Annotated in this window: 19 protein-coding genes and 1 pseudogene; 9 read left to right on the top strand and 11 right to left on the bottom strand. The window is 71.2% G+C overall.

What is annotated here, in order from left to right; all coding sequences use genetic code 11:
- Positions 1–913: 913 nt before the first annotated feature.
- From IEY75_RS08375 to IEY75_RS08365, 4 genes and pseudogenes are all read right to left on the bottom strand, one after another.
- A complete protein-coding gene (locus IEY75_RS08375; RefSeq protein WP_229789447.1) occupies positions 914–1,537 on the bottom strand; it encodes a DUF5753 domain-containing protein in 624 nt (207 codons plus the stop codon).
- Between the two features lie 21 nt (positions 1,538–1,558).
- Positions 1,559–1,765: pseudogene (locus IEY75_RS21465) on the bottom strand (helix-turn-helix domain-containing protein); the annotation flags it as partial.
- Positions 1,737–2,267 carry a DUF6879 family protein gene (locus tag IEY75_RS08370; protein WP_373290232.1) on the bottom strand — a complete coding sequence of 177 codons (531 nt, stop codon included), beginning with the start codon at positions 2,265–2,267 and terminating at the stop codon, positions 1,737–1,739. The gene IEY75_RS08370 and the pseudogene IEY75_RS21465, both read right to left, overlap by 29 nt.
- Positions 2,267–2,461 (bottom strand): hypothetical protein, encoded by a 195-nt coding sequence (locus tag IEY75_RS08365; RefSeq protein WP_189113647.1) that lies wholly within the window; start codon positions 2,459–2,461, stop codon positions 2,267–2,269. Before IEY75_RS08365 ends, IEY75_RS08370 begins: the two co-directional genes overlap by 1 nt.
- 253 nt (positions 2,462–2,714) lie before the next feature.
- On the opposite strand from IEY75_RS08365, the gene IEY75_RS08360 reads away from it, so the two are divergent.
- The 4 genes from IEY75_RS08360 (at position 2,715) to IEY75_RS08345 (ending at position 5,685) form a co-directional block, all read left to right on the top strand.
- Complete coding sequence (locus IEY75_RS08360) at positions 2,715–2,954, top strand: hypothetical protein (RefSeq protein WP_189113646.1); 240 nt, start codon at positions 2,715–2,717, stop codon at positions 2,952–2,954.
- Positions 2,955–2,973: 19 nt separating this feature from the next.
- Positions 2,974–3,504 carry a hypothetical protein gene (locus IEY75_RS08355; RefSeq protein ID WP_189113645.1) on the top strand — a complete coding sequence of 177 codons (531 nt, stop codon included), beginning with the start codon at positions 2,974–2,976 and terminating at the stop codon, positions 3,502–3,504.
- A 566-nt stretch (positions 3,505–4,070) separates the two neighbouring features.
- Positions 4,071–4,865, top strand: coding sequence for a hypothetical protein (locus IEY75_RS08350; RefSeq protein WP_189113644.1), 795 nt, complete (start codon positions 4,071–4,073; stop codon positions 4,863–4,865).
- Between the two features lie 460 nt (positions 4,866–5,325).
- Entirely contained in the window at positions 5,326–5,685 is a 360-nt protein-coding gene (locus IEY75_RS08345) for a hypothetical protein (RefSeq protein ID WP_189113643.1), read from the top strand.
- A 352-nt stretch (positions 5,686–6,037) separates the two neighbouring features.
- Here the strand turns inward: IEY75_RS08345 and IEY75_RS08340 are convergent, their stop codons facing one another.
- The 3 genes from IEY75_RS08340 to map all read right to left on the bottom strand — a co-directional run bounded on the left by IEY75_RS08340 (position 6,038) and on the right by map (position 10,767).
- Positions 6,038–8,062, bottom strand: a complete 2,025-nt coding sequence (locus IEY75_RS08340; protein ID WP_189113642.1) for an ABC transporter ATP-binding protein — start codon at positions 8,060–8,062, stop codon at positions 6,038–6,040.
- Positions 8,059–9,792 (bottom strand): ABC transporter ATP-binding protein, encoded by a 1,734-nt coding sequence (locus IEY75_RS08335; protein ID WP_189113641.1) that lies wholly within the window; start codon positions 9,790–9,792, stop codon positions 8,059–8,061. Before IEY75_RS08335 ends, IEY75_RS08340 begins: the two co-directional genes overlap by 4 nt.
- A gap of 159 nt (positions 9,793–9,951) precedes the next feature.
- Positions 9,952–10,767: a type I methionyl aminopeptidase gene (gene map / locus IEY75_RS08330; RefSeq protein WP_189113640.1), complete on the bottom strand. Its 816-nt coding sequence runs from the start codon at positions 10,765–10,767 to the stop codon at positions 9,952–9,954.
- 79 nt (positions 10,768–10,846) lie between these two features.
- Here map and IEY75_RS08325 point away from each other — a divergent pair, with 79 nt between their 5' ends.
- Positions 10,847–11,113 carry a helix-turn-helix domain-containing protein gene (locus IEY75_RS08325; protein ID WP_189113639.1) on the top strand — a complete coding sequence of 89 codons (267 nt, stop codon included), beginning with the start codon at positions 10,847–10,849 and terminating at the stop codon, positions 11,111–11,113.
- Between the two features lie 22 nt (positions 11,114–11,135).
- Here IEY75_RS08325 and IEY75_RS21260 read toward each other — a convergent pair whose 3' ends face one another.
- Complete coding sequence (locus tag IEY75_RS21260) at positions 11,136–12,713, bottom strand: GGDEF domain-containing protein (RefSeq protein ID WP_189113638.1); 1,578 nt, start codon at positions 12,711–12,713, stop codon at positions 11,136–11,138.
- Between the two features lie 165 nt (positions 12,714–12,878).
- Between IEY75_RS21260 and IEY75_RS08315 the strand changes: the two genes are divergently transcribed.
- On the top strand, positions 12,879–14,126 hold the full coding sequence (locus tag IEY75_RS08315) for a calcium:cation antiporter (RefSeq protein ID WP_229789446.1): 1,248 nt from the start codon (positions 12,879–12,881) through the stop codon (positions 14,124–14,126).
- Between the two features lie 108 nt (positions 14,127–14,234).
- On the opposite strand, the gene IEY75_RS08310 is transcribed toward IEY75_RS08315, so the two are convergent.
- Together IEY75_RS08310 and IEY75_RS08305 are read right to left on the bottom strand one after the other, a co-directional pair.
- Positions 14,235–15,491, bottom strand: a complete 1,257-nt coding sequence (locus IEY75_RS08310) for a sensor histidine kinase (RefSeq protein WP_189113637.1) — start codon at positions 15,489–15,491, stop codon at positions 14,235–14,237.
- A gap of 6 nt (positions 15,492–15,497) precedes the next feature.
- Positions 15,498–16,166 carry a winged helix-turn-helix domain-containing protein gene (locus IEY75_RS08305; protein WP_189113636.1) on the bottom strand — a complete coding sequence of 223 codons (669 nt, stop codon included), beginning with the start codon at positions 16,164–16,166 and terminating at the stop codon, positions 15,498–15,500.
- 290 nt (positions 16,167–16,456) lie between these two features.
- Between IEY75_RS08305 and IEY75_RS08300 the strand changes: the two genes are divergently transcribed.
- Positions 16,457–16,894, top strand: a complete 438-nt coding sequence (locus IEY75_RS08300) for a neocarzinostatin apoprotein domain-containing protein (RefSeq protein ID WP_189113635.1) — start codon at positions 16,457–16,459, stop codon at positions 16,892–16,894.
- Positions 16,895–16,940: 46 nt separating this feature from the next.
- Here the strand turns inward: IEY75_RS08300 and IEY75_RS08295 are convergent, their stop codons facing one another.
- Positions 16,941–17,672: an alpha/beta fold hydrolase gene (locus IEY75_RS08295; RefSeq protein ID WP_189113634.1), complete on the bottom strand. Its 732-nt coding sequence runs from the start codon at positions 17,670–17,672 to the stop codon at positions 16,941–16,943.
- Positions 17,673–17,785: 113 nt separating this feature from the next.
- On the opposite strand from IEY75_RS08295, the gene IEY75_RS08290 reads away from it, so the two are divergent.
- Positions 17,786–19,072 carry an MFS transporter gene (locus tag IEY75_RS08290; protein WP_189113633.1) on the top strand — a complete coding sequence of 429 codons (1,287 nt, stop codon included), beginning with the start codon at positions 17,786–17,788 and terminating at the stop codon, positions 19,070–19,072.
- A gap of 200 nt (positions 19,073–19,272) precedes the next feature.
- The gene (locus IEY75_RS21255) at positions 19,273–20,688 is read left to right on the top strand and encodes a class I SAM-dependent methyltransferase (protein WP_189113632.1); all 1,416 of its coding nucleotides are present in this window, start codon (positions 19,273–19,275) and stop codon (positions 20,686–20,688) included.
- Positions 20,689–20,694: the final 6 nt, after the last annotated feature.

Raw genomic sequence — 20,694 nt, 5'->3', positions numbered from 1 at the left:
GGCCGCGGGCGACCCGCACGACGTCGTCACGGAACTCTCGGGGGTAGGGCTTGGGCACGGTGGCATCCTTCCAGCCCGCCTCAACGGCAAGCCAGCTCAGGTGTCACCAGTTGGTGCAGCAGACCCATCCGACAGCTCATGCAGACTCTCGGCGTCACGGCTGAGGATCTGGTTAAGGCACCTAGCGAGACCGACGCGAAGCTGTCGAACGTGACCGTGGCCGAGTTCGTGGGGACCGTACGCTAGGTTGCTCCTCAGACCATCTTCCGCACCTACGATTCGTACTGGATCAAGCTCGTTGAAGCTTTGGGAGACAAGAAGGTCTCAGAGGTTCGTACGAGTGACCTTGGCGACTGGGTACGCAAAATCAAGAAATCTGTTGTTGTTCGTCGCAACGCCCGTGGGGCGGTAGGTGCTCAACAGAACGCCATCGCTGCGGCGCGGTTCTTCTTCAAGGAACCTTGTGGCAGCGCTCATCATCTACCTTGGCGCGGTTTCTTTGGGATTGTTGCCAAAGTCTAACTTTTAAAGGTGCAGTGATAATTTTAGCTAATACGATTTGGCTAATGTTATGTATCGTCGTTACGCCAACGTTGTATAAAAAGATGGACATCCTGGTTAATGTGATAAGAGCCATGCCAAACTTGATGGCGCTTCTCAATGGTTTGATTGTCTGGTTTCTTATTCTTCCGACTTTAAGATATATATGGGTGGCGGAATTATAATTAACTTCGTCATTCCCTCACTTACGGGTTACGCAATAGCCCTTCTACCCGTTATCGTTGTTACGGGTTGGGCTACATGGAGGAGACGGAGACAATACGAAGCTAGAAAGAAAGCCCGACGCAGCAATCTCTTAACACGTAAAGCGGCTCGGTCTCCGTCATCGCGGATCAGGCGCGTTCGCTAGGCTTTAGCTTAGGCTCGCGATAGCTCTGAGCACGACAGTCTTAGCTTCGGAGCCGTACGCGGCCTGGCCCTGAAGATCGGTAAAAATTCTCAAGTATTGTTCGACTTCTGAAGGTCTAGTGATCTTCAACTGTGCCGAAGGTAGCTCCACCTTTACAACATCCTCATCAAAGATCCAGAAGCCACAGTTGCTATTCGGTGTAATCTCTCTACCAAACGGAATGATTCCAAGGCTTACGTTTGGTCGCTTCATGAACTTGAGTAATTCCAAAAGTTGAAGTTCGTGGCGCACTACATCTGTGTACCTGGTAAGTAGTACGGCTTCGGTCAACACCACGAGGATCCTGTTAGTCCCCCGTAAAGCAGCCTGAGCGCGACGCTGACGGAGTTTAATCACCTCGTGGGTATCATCGGGTGCCCCATAGAATCTACGCCAATACCCGACCACTGCGGCGGTGTAGCTAGGAACTTGAAAGATGCCGGGTAGGACGCTCAACTCGAAGTTCCGAAAGACCGTGGTTTGTTCATAAATTGCCAAAGGGTCACGGCCCCCGGCGTACTTCATCCCGTTACGAACTTTGGCCTTCCAGAGCGCGTACGCCTCCTCTAGCGTCAGCAGCTCCGCCACCAGGTCTTCAGCCTGGTCGTCAACCCCACAGGCATTGCACCATGCCCGTACCTGGGTCACGGTAGGAGAGACATGGCCGTTCTCAACCTTGGAAATCGCTGTTACATGGATTTTGGTAGCAGCAGAAAGTACCCGGCCCGTCAAACCCGAATGTTTGCGGATCTGGCGAAGCCGGGCACCAATTGCTTTACGACCTTCTTCAGCGGTCGTTGCGGGGTTTATAGTCATCGTGTGGAGTAGAAAAGTCCCATGCTGTATTGAATGCGGAAGTTGCTGCGGCTACCAGTTCAGGATTCTCAGAAACGGTGTAGCCCGAAGGTTGAAGATCTCCGCCGAAATGAAGAAACATGACTTCCCGACCATCCAGCACGTAGAAGTCAGTTGGCGGTACGAGGATATGAGACATCTCCTGGCGATTGCACCAACGAGTTGCGTCTCCTGCTGCGTTCAATCTGCCTGTTTGGGCGTATGTAAACTTCCAATAGTCATTCAGCGGCTCATCTACGACTTTGATCCTACGAACGGATTTGCCTTCATCTCGTAGGCGCTGCATGTATTCAATCCACCACAGGTGATATTCCCAATCAATGTCACCCGTTTCCTGCCAGTGCTTGTAACGAGGCATTTCCATATCAACCGTGTAAGCCCGTTGGAATTCCATGCGCCACCGAGAACGTTCGATCCCACGGAGCCTAGCTGTAAATTCGTCCTGGGATATTTCTTGGAACATCAGCTTCGTCCCTGAAACAACGTCAACATTCGTGCGGGAATTTCTACGACAGCTTCGCCCTCGGGGATGTCGAGACCTTCAGCGTCTTTTACTTTCCAACCTTGAACCAAATAGGTGTCGCGGTCAGTTTTGAAGAGAGAAGGGCATCCATCTTGCCCCGAGCCTGGGCCTTTTCCCAGGAATTCAAACTGCATGACTCAACCTTTGTCGCGGAAGTTGATGAAAGTTGGGAGCGTGAACAGTCTCCCTTGTCGACCCTGAGACGGCAACCTCAAGTTTTATCAACTTCGTAGAGCCCCTGGTCGGGGCACCTCTACGGTCATCCCATGTGGTGGCTAGTGATGATTGGGATCGGGGTCGGCTTCTTGCTGGGCTTCCTCTTCACCAAGATCAGGAACCGGTGGTGTCCAGCGTGCGGAGGCTCGACGCTGTACCTACGCCCGGAGCGTGACCATGCTGACGTTTGGTGATGTGTTGATGTTGGACGCTCGGCAGTATCGGGATGTTCAAGGTTCGATCATGGTCGAGATCCTCGCCGTGGGTGATCTTCGAGCCGACGAGGACGGTTACTGGCTCCCCGTCAAGTGCAACCACATGACTCCTGATGGACGCGCCGAGGTCCGGTTCATCGAGATCAAGTCAGCCTCGGTCCCACACGCCCGTAGCCGTGCTGCCGCATCAATGTAGAGTCCCATCCTTGGGGAGGATGACCGTGTTCGTTCGTACTATCTTGTTAACCTTAGCCCTGGTGGCCGTACCCTCGGCCCCAGCTCTAGCTACACCTAGCGTCGGCCACCAGGACCCGCTCAGCGTGGTCAACCGCCTCTTCTCGTCGCTCGACCCCGATGCCGCCTACGTCGCACTGACCCCGGCCGAGCTGGAGGCGTTCAACGCCGCGTATGTTCCGGTGCGGATCGAGGACGTGGACGTTGAGCCGCGTTCTACCGTCTTCGGATGTGACAAGGCTCGGCACAAGCGGGCACTGAAGGGGAACGCGGGAAACACTCTTGGTACATTCTGGACCGAGATAAATTGGTGTCATGACAAGAAGAAGGGCTGGCACAACACATATATTACGGATGATGGCACTGGCGGGGAAACCAAAACCCCTGGCTGGCGCTATAAAGGCACACCCGCGTTTGATGCCGGTGTCGTGGGTACTTCCCGTGGTTGGGCACAGCATTGGTTTGAAGCGAAGTTTCTTCCCGACAGCAGCCGTGTCTTCGGATCTACATGACAAGTGTGTTTGAACCCCGGTGGGATGAAATTTGTTCTTTGGCCTAGGAGGATCACATGAAACGTAAACTTGCCGTCGTCGCGGGTGTTGTTGGTGGGATTGTCGTCGTGGGAATCGCTGCTGTGTTTTTCTTCCTGATCCCGGTTGACAACACTGATGAACCCTCCGGAACCGCCACAAGCGTGCCGCTCTCTCCTGGGGAGACACCACGGCCAAAGTTAAGTTAAGAACAGGGCGAGTCTGCCCGGTCTTCTACGTCTTACGTATTAACCTCCCTCAGCTACAGAGATCAAAAACTGAGGGAGAGCACTGTGGCACGCGTTTGGCAACTTTGTTCACGCGCGTGCCGCTCGACCCAGGAGAGACACCACGTCCGAGGCGGAGTCGAAAGCTGGGACGAGTGTAGAACTGGACCCAGAGGAGAAGGCATCTCATCCAGCCATGAAGATGCCCGCGAATGCTGACTTCGGTGGAGGGGCTCGGACCGGCCGCGCGCATTCCGCGGATCCACACCCGCGGGGCCTCCGGTCTGGGAGGCTGAGAAGCGCACTCCGAAGGGGGTCGACGTGACAGCAGACCTGCGACTGGTCGGAGACACCTCTCGGGCCCGGCCGGGCCCCGCCGGAGCCGCGCGCGAATCTCTGCTCGGCGACATCCACCCGCCGGTCCGGCCGTGGGAGGCACCGGCCGACAGCGCCGTGCTGTCACTCCAGCGTGCTGCGGGGAACCGCGCTGTCTCCGGTGTACTGGCACAGCGCACCGGAGACAGCGCGGCACCTGTACAGCGCTGCGGCGGACATGCGTGCCCGCCCGAGGGGTGCGAGCAAGGCGCGACGCCGGTCGCGCAGCGCGACGCGAGCGGCGCCGCCCTCACCGAAGCACAGTCGGAGCAGCTGGCGCGGCGCCCGAGCCTGGCACTGCCCCGGTGGGGCCGCCTGACCGCAGATCAACGCGGTCTCGTGGGATGGAAGATGGTCGCGGCATACGGCCCCGACTTCACCCAGGACTTCCTGGCGTACGCCAGCGGGAACAAGAGGCCGAACCTGTCGACGACGGTGAGCAACTCGCCGAACCTCACGTCGAAGGCGCTCACGACGCAGGGGTACCGCCCAGCCGGGAATCCCGGCGGGGTCGCGCTGTGGGTCCACCCGTCCGGGCACGAGATTCAGGTGTTGGCGCGTTCCGGGCCGGCGCCGGACGAGCCCGCCGAGGCGCCCGGGTGCGGTGATGCGGACGCGGGCAGTGATTGCCTCGTCGACTCTGACGACGAGGAGTCGTGCCGGCAGTGCTGCGACGACAAGTATCCCGACGGCGGGCCGTGCCATGCTGCCTGCCGATCCGGCTGTGCCGACAAGTTGTGAGCGAGACGGACTCCAGGGCCGCCGCGCCCCGGCACCGTCAGCCGGCTCAGCGCGCCTCCGTGCGCACCCGGTCCGGACCGTCGCGGCGGTCCGGAGTCGACGCTGCGTGTGCGTCGACCGGCGAGCCGGCTGCCGCGCCACCGCCGGCACGGAAATCCGGCGTGTCCCCACTCCGATGTCCGCTAGGGCCGACATGCCGGAATCGGTCTGGACGGTCGGCCCGGCCCGGTCGCCTGGCGATCGACAGTAGCCGATGGCGGTAATCCGCTGCGGCCGGGCGCGCGTACCTCCCGTTACGAGAGGCATACCTGCCTACCGGTGTGGGTCCGGGTGGGGGTGGGTTGCGGTATGGAGGAATGCCATGGGTGGTTACTTCGCCAGGCGAGCACAGGTGGCCGGACGGGCACGCCGGCGCAGGCGGGTGGTAGCTCTCGCCGGGGCGGTCGCGCTGGTCGGCGGAATGCTCACGCTGACCAACGTGTCCTCGGCGGCCGAGGTGTCCGTCCGCGGCGGCGGCGCCAATGCCGGCAAGAAGGTCGAGTCCGGCAACCAGGTCGAGTTCAGTGACGAGCAGGCCGATGCGGCCGGTCGGAAGGCCGCCCAACTCGTGCAGAACTCGCTCGGCGGGCTCAGCAACGCGGAGATCCTGCAGGTCATCGATGCGGGCATCGAGGCTGAGGGGGACGCCAAGAAGCAGGCCGCGGACGCCGGTGCTGACGGCAACACGCAGGCCGTGTTGGCGGCGCAGGCCCGGGCACGCGGATCGCTCGAACTGGCGGCGCGGTTCCGCGCGGCCCGGCAGGCCGGCGGACGGGGTTAGCACCGAGCCGTCACGGGGGTTGCGCATCGACGGACCGGCGGCGACGCGGGACCAGCACCCGCACCACGGCCCCGAGTGCGAGAACGCCGGTAGCGCGAGGTCGAGGGCGGCGGCCAGACCGCAGCCGTGGCCACCGCCAGCACCGGTACCACGGCCAGGACGTAGGCGACAGCGAGGATCACCGGGCGACCGCCGGCCACCGCCGGTCGCGGTCGTGCCGTGCCGGCACCGTCGTCCCGGCTCCTTCCCACTGGCTTCGCACGCTACCGCCGACCCGATGATGCGCGCTGTCCGGCGCCACACCCCGGATGCGCCGCCATGAGGCCGTTTCACGCCAACTACCGGCCGCGGACTACGACGCCGCTTCCCCGGCGTCCACCATGGCCTGTTCGAACTGCGCCTGGTACAGGCGGTGGTACGCCCCGCGCGCGGCCAGCAGCCGTTCGTGCGTCCCCTGCTCCACGATCGACCCCCGCTCCATGACCAGGATCAGGTCCGCGTCGCGGACGGTGGACAGCCGGTGGGCGATGACGAAGCTGGTCCGGCTGGAGCGCAGCGCCGCCATCGCGTGCTGCACCAGTACCTCGGTGCGGGTGTCGACGGAACTGGTCGCCTCGTCCAGGATCAGCAGCGCCGGGTCGGCCAGGAAGGCCCGGGCGATGGTGATGAGCTGCTTCTCCCCGGCGCTGACGTTGCTGCCCTCCTCGTCGATGACGGTGTCGTACCCGCCGGGGAGGCTGTGCACGAACCGGTCGACGTAGGTGGCCGCGGCCGCCGCGCGGATCTCCGCGTCGGTGGCGCCGGGGCGGCCGTAGGCGATGTTGTCCCGGATCGTGCCGTGGAACAGCCAGGTGTCCTGGAGCACCATGCCGACCGCGGACCGCAGCTCGTCGCGGCGCATCGCGGTGGTCTCGACGCCGTCGAGGGTGATCTCGCCGCCGTCCAGCTCGTAGAACCGCATGATCAGGTTGACCAGGGTGGTCTTGCCGGCGCCGGTCGGGCCGACGATCGCCACGGTCTGGCCCGGCTCGGCGACCAGCGAGAGGTCGTCGATGAGCGGCCGGTCGGGCTCGTACCGGAACGAGACGTGGTCGAACGCGACCCGGCCGCGGGTCCGCGGCGGGACGGGGCCGGCCGCGGGCTCCGGGCTCTGCTCGTCGGCGTCGAGCAGGTCGAAGACCCGCTCGGCCGAGGCGACGCCGGACTGGAGCACGTTGGCCATCGAGGCGACCTGGGTCAGCGGCTGGGTGAACTGGCGCGAGTACTGGATGAACGCCTGCACGTCGCCGAGGCTCGTCGCGCCCGAGGCCACCCGCAGCCCGCCGACGACCGCGATCGCCACGTAGCTCAGGTTCCCGATGAACATCATCGCCGGCATGATGATCCCGGAGACGAACTGCGCGTGGAACGAGGCCGCGAACAGGTCGTCGTTGCGCCGGGCGAAGGTCGCCTCCGCCTCGCGCCGCCGCCCGAACACCTTGACCAGCTCGTGGCCGGTGAACGCCTCCTCGATGTGCGCGTTGAGCGTGCCGGTGTGCGTCCACTGGGCGATGAACTGCTTCTGCGACCGCCGGGCGACCTGCTGGGTGACCAGCACCGACAGCGGTACCGCGACCAGCGCGATGAGCGCCAGCAGCGGCGAGATCACCACCATCATCACCAGGACGCCGACCACCGTCAGCAGCGAGGTCAGGAGCTGGCTCAGCGTCTGCTGGAGGGTCTGCGCGATGTTGTCGATGTCGTTGGTGACCCGGCTGAGCAGCTCGCCGCGCGGCTGCCGGTCGAAGTAGGGCAGCGGGAGCCGGTGCAGCTTCTCCTCCACGTCGCGGCGCAGGGCGTAGACCGCGCGCTGGACCACCCCGGCCAGCAGGTACCCCTGCCACCACTGGAGGACGCTGGAGAGCACGAACAGCACCACCGCGAACGCGGCGATCCGGTTCAGGGCGGCGAAGTCGACGCCCGCGCCGGGGAGCACGGACATCCGGTCCACCATCGCCGCGAAGTCGTCCTCGCCGCGCGCCCGCAGCCCGGCGACCACCTCCTGCCTGGTCGCGCCGGCCGGCAGCCGCCGGCCGATCACGCCGCTGAAGATGACGTCCGTCGCGCGCCCGAGCAGCCGGGGCACGTACACCGACAGCGCCACGCTGGCGGCGCCGAGCGCGACGACCAGCAGCAGCGTCACCCGGTACGGGCGCAGCCGGCGGATCAGCCGCTTCGCCGAGGGCCAGAACGTCATGGACTTCTCGGCCGGCATCCCGGCGCCCATCCAGGGCGGCCCGCCGCCGGGGCCGCGGCGCCCGGCAGCCGGCAGCCGTGCCGGCACCGCCGGTCCGGCGCCCGCCGCGCCGGGGCTGTCGGTGCGTTCCGTGCCACTCATGCCGTCGCCCCCGCGCTCTGCTGGGAGTCCACGATCTCCCGGTACGTCTGACAGGTCTCGACCAGCTCGGCGTGCGGGCCGGCGCCGACCACGGCGCCGTCCTCCAGCACGACGATCCGGTCGGCGTCCACGATGGTCGACACCCGCTGCGCCACCACGATCACCGCCGCGTCCGCCGTGACCGGTCGCAGCGCGGCCCGCAGCCGGGCGTCGGTGGCCAGGTCCAGCGCGGAGAACGAGTCGTCGAACAGGTAGACCTGCGGCCGGCGCACCAGCGCCCGGGCGATCGCCAGCCGCTGGCGCTGGCCGCCGGAGACGTTGGTGCCGCCCTGGGCGATCGGCGAGTCCAGCCCGGCCGGCATGGCCGCCACGAAGTCGCGCGCCTGGGCGATCTCCAGGCAGCGCCACAGCTCCTCGTCGGTGGCGTCGGGGTCGCCGTAGCGCAGGTTGCTGGCCACGGTCCCGGAGAACAGGTACGGCCGCTGCGGCACGATCGCGACCCGCGACCACAGCGTGTCCAGGTCGAGCTGCCGGACGTCCACCCCGTCGACCAGAACCGCGCCGCCGGTGGCGTCGTGCAGGCGCGGGACCAGGGACAGCAGCGTCGTCTTGCCGGCACCCGTACTGCCGATGATCGCGGTGGTCCGCCCGGCCTCGGCGCGCAGCGACACCTCGCGCAGGACGGGCACCTCGGCGCCGGGGTACTGGAACCGCACGGCGCGCAGCTCGACGGTGCCCCGCTCCGGGGGTTCGGTCACCGGGTGCGCGGGCGCCGCCACCGAGGAGTCGGTGTCCAGCACCTCGACGATCCGCTCGGCGCAGACGGCCGCCCGCGGCACCATGATGACCATGAAGGTCGCCATCATCACCGACATGAGGATCTGCGCGAGGTACTGGAGGAACGCGCCCAGCGCACCGATCTCTATCTGACCCGCCTCCACCCGGTCGGCGCCGAACCACAGCACGGCGACGCTGGAGGCGCTGAACACCAGGGTGACGATCGGAAAGATTAGGGCCTGGGTCCGGCCCAGCTTCAGCGCCACGTCGGTGAGTGCCCGGTTGGCGTCGGCGAACCGGGCCGACTCGTACGGCTCCCGGACGAACGCGCGCACCACCCGCACGCCGGTGAGCTGCTCGCGGAGCACCCGGTTGACCACGTCGATGCGCTTCTGCATCGTGCGGAACAGCGGCACCATCCGCCAGATGATCAGGCCGATGGCGAGCACCATCACCGGTACCGACACCAGCATGAGCCAGGACAGGCCCACGTCCTCGCGCAGCGCCATGACGACGCCGCCGACGCACATGATCGGCGCGGCCACCAGCATCGTGCAGGTCACCACCACGAGGACCTGCACCTGCTGGACGTCGTTGGTGGTCCGGGTGATCAGCGACGGCGCGCCGAACCGGTTGACCTCGCGGCTGGAGAAGCCGCCGACCCGGGTGAAGACCGCCGCCCGCAGGTCGCGGCCGAAGCTCATCGCGGCCTTGGCGCCGACGTAGACCGCGGCGATGGCGCAGGCGACCTGCAGCGCCGTGACCAGCAGCATCCAGCCGCCGGTGCGCGCGATGTAGCCGGTGTCGGCCCGGGCGATGCCGCGGTCGATGATGTCCGCGTTCAGGCTGGGCAGGTACAGGTTGGCGATCGTAGCGGCGAGCTGCAGCGCGACGACGGCGCCGAGCAGCCCGCGGTACGGCCGCAGGTAGGTGCGCAGGAGCCGGATCAGCACAGAGCTGCCCCCGTTCGGAGTCGGTCGGGTCGCCCGCGGGCGCCGGGCGCGTCGAGGCAACCACGGCCTGCCGGGCGGAGCGAGCGATTTTGCGGGTCCGGCACGCGGCCGGCGCCGGGCGGCGGGGTCCGCGGGGCGGTACGGCGGCGACGCACCATCCTACGCCGGCGCGGCCAGTCCCCCGGGCGACGGCGCCGGCAGGGACGCCGCGGGGCGGCGGGTCAGGACCCGGGGGCCGGCGTCGGTGACCGCGACGGTGTGTTCGGAGTGGGCGGTGCGGGAGCCGTCGGCCGAGCGGATCGTCCAGCCGTCGTCGTCGAACCTGATCCGGTCGGTCGAGCGGCAGAACCAGGGCTCGATGGCGATGGCCAGGCCGGGTTCGAGCCGCAGGCCGCGGTGGGGGCGGCCGCTGTTGGCCACGTGCGGGGCCTCGTGCATGGTGCGGCCGATGCCGTGGCCGCCGAACTCGGCGTTGACGCCGTACCCGTAGGCGCGGGCGACCTCGCCGACCGCGGCGGAGACGTCGCCGAGGCGGCCGCCGGGCCGGGCGGCGGCGATGCCGGCTTCGAGCGCGACCTCGGTGGCCTCGATCAGCTTCAGGTCGGCCGGGTCGGGGGTGCCGACGACGAGGGAGAGGGCGGCGTCGGCGACCCAGCCGCCGACGCCGACCGCCATGTCGATGCTGAGCAGGTCGCCGTCGCGCAGGACGTAGTCGTGCGGCAGGCCGTGCAGGACCGCGTCGTTGACCGACAGGCACAGCACGTGGCGGAACGGGCCGCGGCCGAACGACGGAGCGTAGTCCCAGTAGCAGGACTCGGCGCCGCGCTGCGCGATCCGGCGGCGGGCGTGGTGTTCGAGGTCCATCAGGTTGACGCCGACCGCGGCGACGCCGGCCAGCTCGGCGAGCAGCTCGCCGACGAACCGGCCGGCCACCGCCATCCGGTCGACCTCCTCGGCGGACTTGAGTTCGATCACGGCAGCTCCCCCTCCGGCCGGATGCGGTATTTTTATACCACGCCGGGACGGCGGCGCCCGGCAGGGCTATCCTGCCGGCATGGTCCGCCAACCCCTCACCGCCGCGCAGATCGCGGCAGGCCAGCGCCTCGGCGCCGCCCTCCGGGCCGCGCGGGCCCGCCGCAGCCTCGCCGAGGTGGCCCTGGCGGCCGGCATCTCCCCCGAGACCCTGCGCAAGATCGAGGCAGGCCGGCTGCCCGCCCCGGCGTTCGGCACCGTGGTCTGCCTCAGCCGCGCCCTCGACGTCCCCCTCGGGGACCTGGCCGGCGTCTGGCTGGCCGCACCGCCGGTCCGCCAGGCGTCCTGACCGCGGGCGCCCGGGAGGCCGGTCAGGTGGCGACGCGGTTGCGGCCGGCCGCCTTGGCGCGGTAGAGGTTCCGGTCCGCCGCGCCGAGCAGGTCGGTCGCGGTGGCGCCGCCCGCGAACGTGGCCGCGACGCCGATGCTGGCGGTGACCGGCAGGTCGCCGACGAGGTCGCTCCAGTCGTGGGCGCCGATGGTGTCGCGGAGCCGCTCGCAGGTCCGGGCGGCGGCCGCGGCGTCGTCGCGGAGGACGAGGAGGAACTCCTCGCCGCCCAGCCGCGCCGCGAACCCGCCCCCGCCGCCGACCGCCGCGTCGAGCAGGTAGGCCACGCGGACCAGCACCTTGTCACCGGCGTCGTGGGAGACCTCGTCGTTCACCCGCTTGAAGTGGTCCAGGTCGACGATGGCCACGGCCAGGTGGCCGAAGCGCTGCCGGGTGGTGTCCAGCAGGGCGGGCAGGCGGTCGTCGAGGTAGCGGCGGTTGTACAGGTTGGTGAGGGGGTCGCGCAGCGACATCTCCCGGAACCGGCGGCTCTCCCGCACCGCCTCCTGGGTGGCGAACGCGGCGTGGATCGTCCGCGCCCGGGCCTGCCGCTGCGCGGACTGCACCGCCTCGTGCGCGGCGTGGAACTCCAGCAGCCGCTCGTACGCCCGCGCGTGCGCGCCCGTCGCCGCCAGGACGGCGGCGTGCTCCCGGATGCCCCGCACCACGAACGCCTCGATGCCGCGGCGCCGGCTCTCGTCCAGTGCCCGGTGCACGCTGTCCAGCGCCCGGTCGAGCGCGCCGGCCAGCCGCTGGCTCTCCGCCAGGGTGAGGAGGGCCTCGGCCAGGTCGTGCGGCTCGGTGCGCCCGCCCGCGGCGTACAGGATCGGCGCCAGCGTCGCCTCGACGGCGTCGAAGTGACCGGCGCCGATCTGCGCCCGGGCGATGGTGTCCAGGTACACCGCGTCCATCGCGATGCCGTGCCGTGCGCCGACCGCCCGCATCTCGTCGGCCGCCGCGAGCGCGGCGCCGGTGTCGCCGGCCATGAGTTCGAGGTACGCCACGTTGTTCCACACCGCGACCCGCACATCGGGGTCGTCGCACTCGTCGAGCATCGCCAGCGTCGACCCGAACCGGTCCCGGGCCGCGTCGAACGACTGGGCCAGCATCAGGGCGACGGCCAGCGCCATGAAGTGCCGGATCCGCAGCGCCGGCGGTGCGGCCGGCGACAGCAGCTCGACAGCGCGGACCGCGTGCTCCAGCGACGTCGCGGTGTCGCCCAGGCGCCCGTAGAAGGACGACAGCAGCCGCTCGCAGCGGCACTGCACCTCCCGGTCGCCGCGCTCCCCGGCCCACGTCAGCGCCTGGTGGGCGACCCGGCCGAGGGCGGCGTTGTCCCCGGCCCGCGCCCGGACGTCGGCGCCGATCAGCCGCGCCCGGACGACCAGCGACTCCTCGCCGAGTTCCCGCGCCCGCCGCTCCAGCTCCCGCGCGGGCTCGGCCGCCTCCTGCGGGGCGTGGTACGGCACCAGCTCCAGGGCGTCCACCGCGCGCGCCAGCTCCGCTCGGCTGTCCGCGGCGCACGGCGCCTCGCCGACCGGCTCGCCGCGCGGAATCGTCATACCCGCCCTATCGGCCGTACCGGCCCAAACCTGAACGGCTCCCGGTCGGCCCGCGGCCGGCTCCGGTGGTCGTCGGCGGCCGGGGGCCGCGTGCGGCGCCCCTGGCGCGCCGGCCTCCACGTCGGACAACGGTGCTGTTCGGTACTGTCGACGCATGATCGTCGGATGCGCGCCGGTGTCGGCGGCGGAGCGGGGCCCGTACCGGCGGACAGGCGCGCCGGTACGGCCCGGCTGCGGCGCCCCGGCATGAGCGCGCCCGAGCCGGCCCGGCCCGCCGCCGGGCCGACCGCGCAGGCGGAGGCCGGGCGCGCGCGACCCGCCCGCCGGTACGCGGACTGGCGGTTCCTCGCCCCGCCGGTCGCCGTCGTCGTGCTGGCCGCGTCCTGGGGCCGCGACCTGCCCGTGCTGCCCCTCGCCCTGGTCGCCGTGGTGCTGGGCGTCGCGGTCCTGGCCGCGGTGCACCACGCCGAGGTCGTCGCCCACCGCGTCGGCGAACCGCTGGGGTCGCTGCTGCTGGCGGTCGCCGTCACGGTCATCGAGGTCGGGCTGATCGTGACGCTCATGATCGCCGGTGGTCCGGGCACCGCGTCGCTGGCCCGCGACACGGTCTTCGCCGCCGTCATGATCACCTGCAACGGGATCCTCGGCCTGTCGCTGTTCGTCGGCGCCGTCCGCTACCGGCTCGCCGTGTTCAACGCCGAGGGGACCGGCGCGGCCCTGGCCACCGTGGCGACCCTGGCCGTCGTCTGCCTGGTCCTGCCGACCTTCACGACCGCCCGCTCCGGGCCGGAGTTCTCGCCGACGCAGCTATCCTTCGCCGCCGTGGCGTCCGTCAGCCTCTACGCGGCGTTCGTCAGCACCCAGACCGTCCGCCACCGCGACTTCTTCCTGCCGGTCACCAGCCAGGGCGTGGTGGTCAACGACGCGGACGGCGACGACCACGCCGACCCGCCCACGAACCGCGCCGCCGGCACCAGCCTCGTCCTGCTGCTGGTCGCGCTCGTCGCGGTCGTCGGCCTGGCCAAGGTCCTGTCCCCGGCCATCGAGGACACCGTCGCCCGCGTCAGCCTGCCGCACTCGTTCGTCGGCGTGGTCATCGCCCTGCTCGTACTGCTGCCCGAGACCCTCGCCGCGGCCAACGCCGCCCGCAGCAACCGCATCCAGGTGAGCCTCAACCTCGCGCTGGGCTCCGCGATGGCCAGCATCGGCCTGACCATTCCCGCGATCGCCATCGCGACGATCTGGCTGCCCGGTCCCCTGTCACTGGGCCTGGGCGCCACCCAGATCGTCCTGCTCGCCATCACCGTGGTCGTCGCCACGCTGACCGTCGTCCCGGGCCGGGCCACCCGGCTGCAGGGGCTGGTCCACCTCATCCTGCTCGGCGCGTTCCTCCTCCTCGCCGCCCACCCCTGACCGGCGGCGGCTCTCTGCCGTGGACACGGTGCCGTCCCGCCCATGACAACGTCGTGACAGCGGTCCGGGCCGGCGTCGCCCGGCGCCGGAAATTCTCCGGCCGTCCCGTCAGGCCCGGGTGGGGCGCGCTGCGGCGCCGGGCAGCCGCAGGGTGGCCAGCGCCCCGCCGTCAGGCGCCTCGACCAGCATGAACTCGCCGCCGTGGAGTTCGGCGACCCACCGGACGATGGACAGCCCGATGCCGGTGCCCGCGCTCCCGTGGCCGACCCGGTGCGGACCGGGCCCGTGGTCGCGCACCTCGACGAGCCCGTCGCGGACCGTCACCTCGACCGGGGCGGCGCCCGCCGCCGGGCGCCCGTGCCGCAGGGCGTTCTCGGTCAGGTTGCGCACCGCCTGGGCGAGCAGATCCGGATCGCCGGCCACGACGGTCGGTGCGGCGCGGACCGCCACCGCGTCGGCGCCCGGCAGGTCCTCGACCACCTGCTCGACGAGCTGATCCAGGCGCATCGACACCAGGTCGACCCGCTGCGTGCCGGCCTGGAGTCGGGCCCGGGTGAGCAGGCTGGTGACGAGGTGCCCGAGGCGGTCCGCCAGCCGGACGGTGTCCCGCATCGCGTCGACCCGGCGGGCGGGGTGGGCGAGGCCGCCCCGGGCGACCAGCAGGAGCGCGGCCAGCGGCGTCCGCAGCTCGTGCGCGGCCTCGGCCAGGAACTGCTCCTGCCGGGTCAGCGCCTGCACCACCGGCCGCATGCTGAACCGGGCGAGCCAGTACCCGCCGACGGCCGCCAACTGCGCCAGCACCACGCAGCCGGTCAGCAGCCGTCGGGTCAGCTCCGCGTTGGCCTCCCGGACCGGGGCCGGATCCCCGACGAGGACGACCATGCCGGCGTTGACCGGACCCTCCCCAGGTACGGCCACCACGGCGGCCCGCCACCCACCGGAGGGGCCGGCGAGGTCCGTCAGCACCGGCCGGTCTCCCGGACCCACCCGCGGGCGCAGCCCCCGCAGGGCGCCGAGGTCGGGCGGGCCCAGCGGCGCCCGCGCCGGGTAGACCACCGCCCCGGCCGGATCCCGGGACCAGTCGACGACCACCACCAGGTAGGGGCGACCGAGAACCAGGCTGTCGGCGCTGTCGTCGTCCACGGTGATCCGCCCCACGGCCGGGTCGAAACATGCGGTCAGGGCCACCGCGGCCGTGCGCGTGCTGAGGTCGGCGTCCAGTGCGCGCTCCTCCGCCCGCCGGTCCAGGGTCGCGGTCACCGCCGCCAGGGTCAGCAGGCAGCCGACGGTCACCGCCGTGAACATCGCGGTCAGCTTCCAGCGCAGCCGCCGGAGCTGCCGCTCCACCCGGACCCCGCCGCGCACGCCCGCTCAGCCCTCGACCGCGTCGAGCCGGAAGCCCACTCCGCGTACCGTCGAGATCACCGCGGGCAGGCCGAGCCGCCGCCGCAGGCGCGCCATCACCGCGTCAACCACGTTGGACTCCGGCTCGCCCATCTCGTCCCAGCAGCACTCGATGATCTCGGTGCGGCTCACCACCTGGCCGACGCGGACGGCGAGCAGCTCCAGCACACCGAACTCCTTCGGCGACAGGGTCAGCACGATCCCCGCCCGGGTGACCTTCCGCGCGGCCAGGTCGACGAGGATGTCGCCGACGGCCAGCCGGGTCGGGCGGAGCACGTCGCCGCGGCGGCACAGCGCGCGGACCCGGGCGACCAGCTCCGCCAGGTCGAAGGGCTTGACCAGATAGTCGTCCGCGCCCAGCGCGAAACCCTCCACCCGGTCGCGCAGGCCGTCCCGGGCGGTCAGGATCAGCACCGGCGTCCGGCTGCCGCCGGCGCGCTGCCGCCCGACGAATCGCGCGCCGTCGCCGTCGGGCAGGTTCCGGTCCACGACCAGGCAGTCGTAGCCGCTGACCGCGACCTTGAAGTCGCCGACGGCGAGGTCGGCGGCCAGGTCGACCGCGAAGCCCGCACCCCGCAGACCCGTGGCGACGGCAGGCCCCAACTCGTCATCGTCCTCAATCAACAGCACCCGCACCCGGACACCCTAGAGGCCGGGGCGGCCCGCGGTCCGCCCGCTCCCGTTCGCAGCCCCGGCGACCAGCGGCCCGCGCCTCAGGACGGCGTCCGGCTGCCCGGGCACCGGCGTCCCGGCGCCGCGTTCCGCCGGCGCCCCGCCCGCAGCTCGTGGCTGGGGCGCGCGTCCCGCCCGTCCCGGAACCGTCCCGCCGGCTTGTCCCCCGCGCCCGGCCGCGGCGAAGGTCGTTCCGAGCCGGGCGCGTCGGCGCCACGGCGGCCGGCACGCCGGGACAGTCGACGGGAGACGTGATGAAGCTGAACTTCTCAGCAGCGGTGGCCGCGAGCGCCGTGGCGCTGCTGGTGGTGGGGACCCTGTCCGCCGCCACCCGGACGACGACGCCGGGACTGTCGGCCACCCCGGCAGACGACCTGCGGGACGGGGCCGCCATCACCGTGCAGATCCGCGGATTCGCGCCGCGCGCGGCCGTCGACGTCATGCAGTGCGGCGCCGCGACCTCGGCCTGCGCCCGGGAGTTCAACGGGCTCGTGCGCGTGCGGACCGACATCTTCGGTACGGCGACCGCGACGTTCCGGGTACAGAGGACCTTCGTGGCCGTGGCCACGGAGGGGGTCCCGTCCGCGGCCCTCCTGGACTGCCGCGCGGGAGCCTGCGCGGTGGTGGCCGTGGACCGCTCCGATGCCACCGCGGCAGCGACCACGGCGATCGCGTTCCACCACGCGGCCTAGAGCCGGCCGGGTCGGAGCTGGCTCCTCTCCGGCGGTCGGCACCGCGTCACGGGCGGGGCGCCCGCGCATCCGGCGTCTCCCGGACGAACCGGCGGATCGCGGCCGCGCACGCCGCGGGCTGGTCCTCGGGGATCGCCAGCGCCGCGGCGGCCCGGAGGTAGTCGCCGGTGACGGTGGACCGCAGGTACCTCGCCACGTCCCTGCGGATTTCGGACCGGCGCAGCGCCGGGTCGAGCCAGGCGTCCAGCACCTGGTCCGGGACGCCGCGCTTGGACATCCGCCCGAACGCCAACGGCGACCGGCGCAGCGCGCGGAACCTCATCTGCTGCAGCGTCAGTGTCAGGCCGCCGGGAGTCCTCGCCGCCCGGCACACCGACCTGCCGCTGAGCCCCGGGGGGTAGTTGTCCAGCGCCTCCTGCGGCAGCAGGACCAGCCGCGCCACCCGGCCGTCGACCTTCTCCGCGACCACCAGCTGCGCGCCGCCCCAGTCGCTGCCCACCAGCGTGACGTCCCGCAGGTCGAGCCGCTCCAGGAACTCGCCCACCAGCCGTGCGATGCCCCGGCCGCTGAGATCGGCGCCGGAGCGCATCGGGGTGCGGTGCGCGCCCAGCGGAAGCTGCGGCACCACGCACCGGAACTCACCACCCCACTCCGCGACGACGTGGCGCCACATCGACCCGCCGACGAACAACCCGCCCAGCAGGACCAGCACCGGCCGGCCGGCGCCGCCGGTATCGGCGTACGCGACGACTCCTGACGTGAGATCCACCTGGGGCACGACGGCGCTCCTCCCGGCCCGGAAACTCTGCATCCTGCCCTACACCCGGCGCGGCGACAGGCCGCCCGCCGGCATACCTGGCCTCGTCGAAGATCACCGTCTAACCTCTGTGGATGCGCGACTCACGGGAGGCGGTGGCGGCTCCCCCGCCGGACGACACACGCGGGCACCGCGACGGCGGGCCGCCCGTGCGCCCCGTCGTCGTGCAGGTCGCGGTGTTCGGGGCCTTCGCCGCCCAGCAGACCCTCACGCCGGTACTGCCTCCGCTCGCCCGCCAGCTCGGCCTCGGCGAGGCCGGGCTCGGCCTGCTGATCGCCGGAGCCGCGGCCGTGGTCATGGCGGCGAGCCCGGTCTGGGGGCGACAGGTGGGGCGCAGCGGGTACCGCGCGACCATGCTGAGCGCGCTCGGTCTCGCGGCGGTGGGCGCCGCCGCGTTCGCGGTGGCGGTCCGCCTCGGGCTGGCCGGCGTGGTGACCGGCGCGGTGCTGTGGGCGGCGCTCATCGCCGGGCGCGCCCTGGTCTTCGGCGCCGGCATCGCCGGCCTGCCGGTCGCCGCGCAGTCGTACGTCGCGGCCTCCATCGAGGAGCCGGCGGCGCGGACGCGCGCGCTGGGCATGGTCGGCGCGGCGCAGGGGCTGGCGCTGATCGTCGGGCCGCTCATCGGCGGGGCGCTCGGCGGCCTGTCCCTGTTCGCCCCGCTGTACGCGACGCCGGTGCTGGTCCTGGCCACCGCCGCGGTGGTCGCGCTGCGCCTGCCCGCAGGTGGGGTGCCGGCGGCGCGCCGGGTGAGCGCGCGGGTGAGCTGGCGCGAACGCCGCCTGTGGCCGTACCTGTGCTGCGGGGTCGGCGTCCTCGTGGCGCTGGGCATGGTGCAGGTGACCATCGGCTTCCTCATCCAGGACCGCCTGCACGCGACGCACGCGGAGACCGCCCGGCTCACCGGCCTCGCGCTCGTCAGCTCCGGCGTGGGGTACCTGGCCGCCCAGGCGGGCCTGGTCCGGCTGCTGAAGTGGTCGCCCCGGCGGCTGGTCACGGTCGGCGCCCTGCTGGCCGCGGGGGGCGCCGCCCTGGTCGCCGGAGCCTCCGGGATGCCCGCCGTCCTCGCCGGGATGGCCGCGGTGGGCGTGGGCCTGGGCCTCGCGGTGCCGGGCTACACGACCGGGGCGACGCTCGGGTACGCGCCGGCCCAGCAGGGTGCCGTGGCCGGGCTGGTCGGGGCGGCCAACGCGGCGGCGTTCATCGTCGGCCCGATCGCCGGCACCGCCCTGTACCAGTGGCAGCCCGCCGCCGCGCCAGTCGCCGCCTGCGCGATCCTGCTCGGCGCGGCGTTCCTCCCGGCGGCCGCGGCACCGCCCCGACACCCGGTGGGGGGAGCGCGCGACGGCGACCCGCCGAGCTGACCCGGTCCGGCCCTTCCCCCGCCTTAATGAACATAGTTGCCATTTACGGATGGCGGCCGTACGGTGAGACCACAGTGGTCCGCTTGCGCCGGAAGGTCCCCGTACCGGAGCCGCCGGGGTCACCCGCGCTCCCGCCACCGTCGCGTGCCCGGCCGGTCCCACCGTCACCCCGCCCGCGACCACTGATCGGAGCGCTCGCCGTGTCTGACACCGCCACCGCCTCCCCGTCGACCGCAGCCGCCTCCCCGACCGCCGCCGCGCCCCTGAAGACCGCCGCCGGACTGCTGTGCCGCCACCCGGCCGTCGCGTGCGCCTGCCCCGTCGACGGCCACCTGCTCGCCCAGCCGGCGGCGGCGACACTGCCGGCCGACCGCGCGGTGCGGGAGGCGGCGCACACCGCCGGGCTGGCCGCGCTGGGGTCCGTGGACTGGGCCGCCGTCGCCGACCGGGTGGCCGTCCTGGACGCGGCCGCGCACGCCGCGATGGGCGCGACCCTGGCGGAGGCGGGCCTGTTCACCGCGGCCGGCGCGGTACACCCGGTCGCGGAGGTGTTGACCGCCCTCGCGGTGGCGCCCCGGCACCGGCGGGTGGTGCGGCGCTGGCTGCGGGAGCTGACCAGGGAGGGCGTCCTGTCCGCCGCCGGCCCGGACAGCTACCGGGCCGAGCGTCCCTGCACCGCCGCGGACCTCGATGTCCGCCTCGCCCGGCTCGACGCCGCGGCGGCCGGGCTGGGGCACGGGGAGCAGATGGGCGAGTTCCTCGCCCGCTGCGCCCGCAGCCTGCCGCGGCTGCTGCGCGACGAGGTGACCGTCCAGCAACTGATGTTCCCCGACGGCCGCACGGACACCGCCGACAGCACGTACCGGGACAACCTGGCCAGCCGCTACGTCAACGGCGTCGCCGCGGCGACGCTGCGCCACGTGGCCGCCTGGCACGCCCCCGACACGCCGCTGCGGGTCCTGGAGATCGGGGCCGGCGTGGGCGGTACCAGCGCGGTGGTGATCCCGGCCCTGGCCGAGTCGACGGACCCGGTCGACTACCAGTTCACCGACGTGTCGCCGTTCTTCCTGCACGTCGGGCGCGAGATGTTCGGGGACCGGCCGTGGGTCCGGTACGGCAGGTGCGACATCAACAGCGACCTGTCGGCGCAGGGCCACGCCCCCGGCAGCGTCGACGTCGTGCTGGCGGCCAACGTGCTGCACAACGCGGTGGACACCGGGCAGCTCATGGCGGCGCTGTACCGGCTCCTGGCGCCCGGCGGCTGGCTGGTGTTCATCGACACCAGCCGGGAGCACCCGCAGATCATGACCTCGACCGAGTTCCTCATGTCGCCCCCGGCCGCGGACCCGGACGCCCGGTTCACCGACGGGCGCGCCGAACGCGACCAGATCTTCCCCACGGTGGCGCAGTGGCGCGCGGCGGCCGAGGGGGCGGGGTTCGATCCGCTGTGGTCCCTGCCCGAGCCCGGCCACCCCGTCGCCGGGCTCGGCCAGTACGTGCACGCCGCCCGCACCCGGCTGCGCCCCGACCCCGCCGGCCTGCGCCGCTACCTCGCCGGCCGGCTGCCCGACCCGCCGCAGGTCGCCGTGGCGCCGACGCTGCCGGCTCCGCGCTGACGACAG

The organism is Pilimelia terevasa, from assembly GCF_014647915.1.
Lineage (GTDB): Bacteria > Actinomycetota > Actinomycetes > Mycobacteriales > Micromonosporaceae > Pilimelia > Pilimelia terevasa.
Note: the sequence above shows the minus strand (reverse complement) of the source record. Positions and strands in the feature narration are given on the sequence as shown.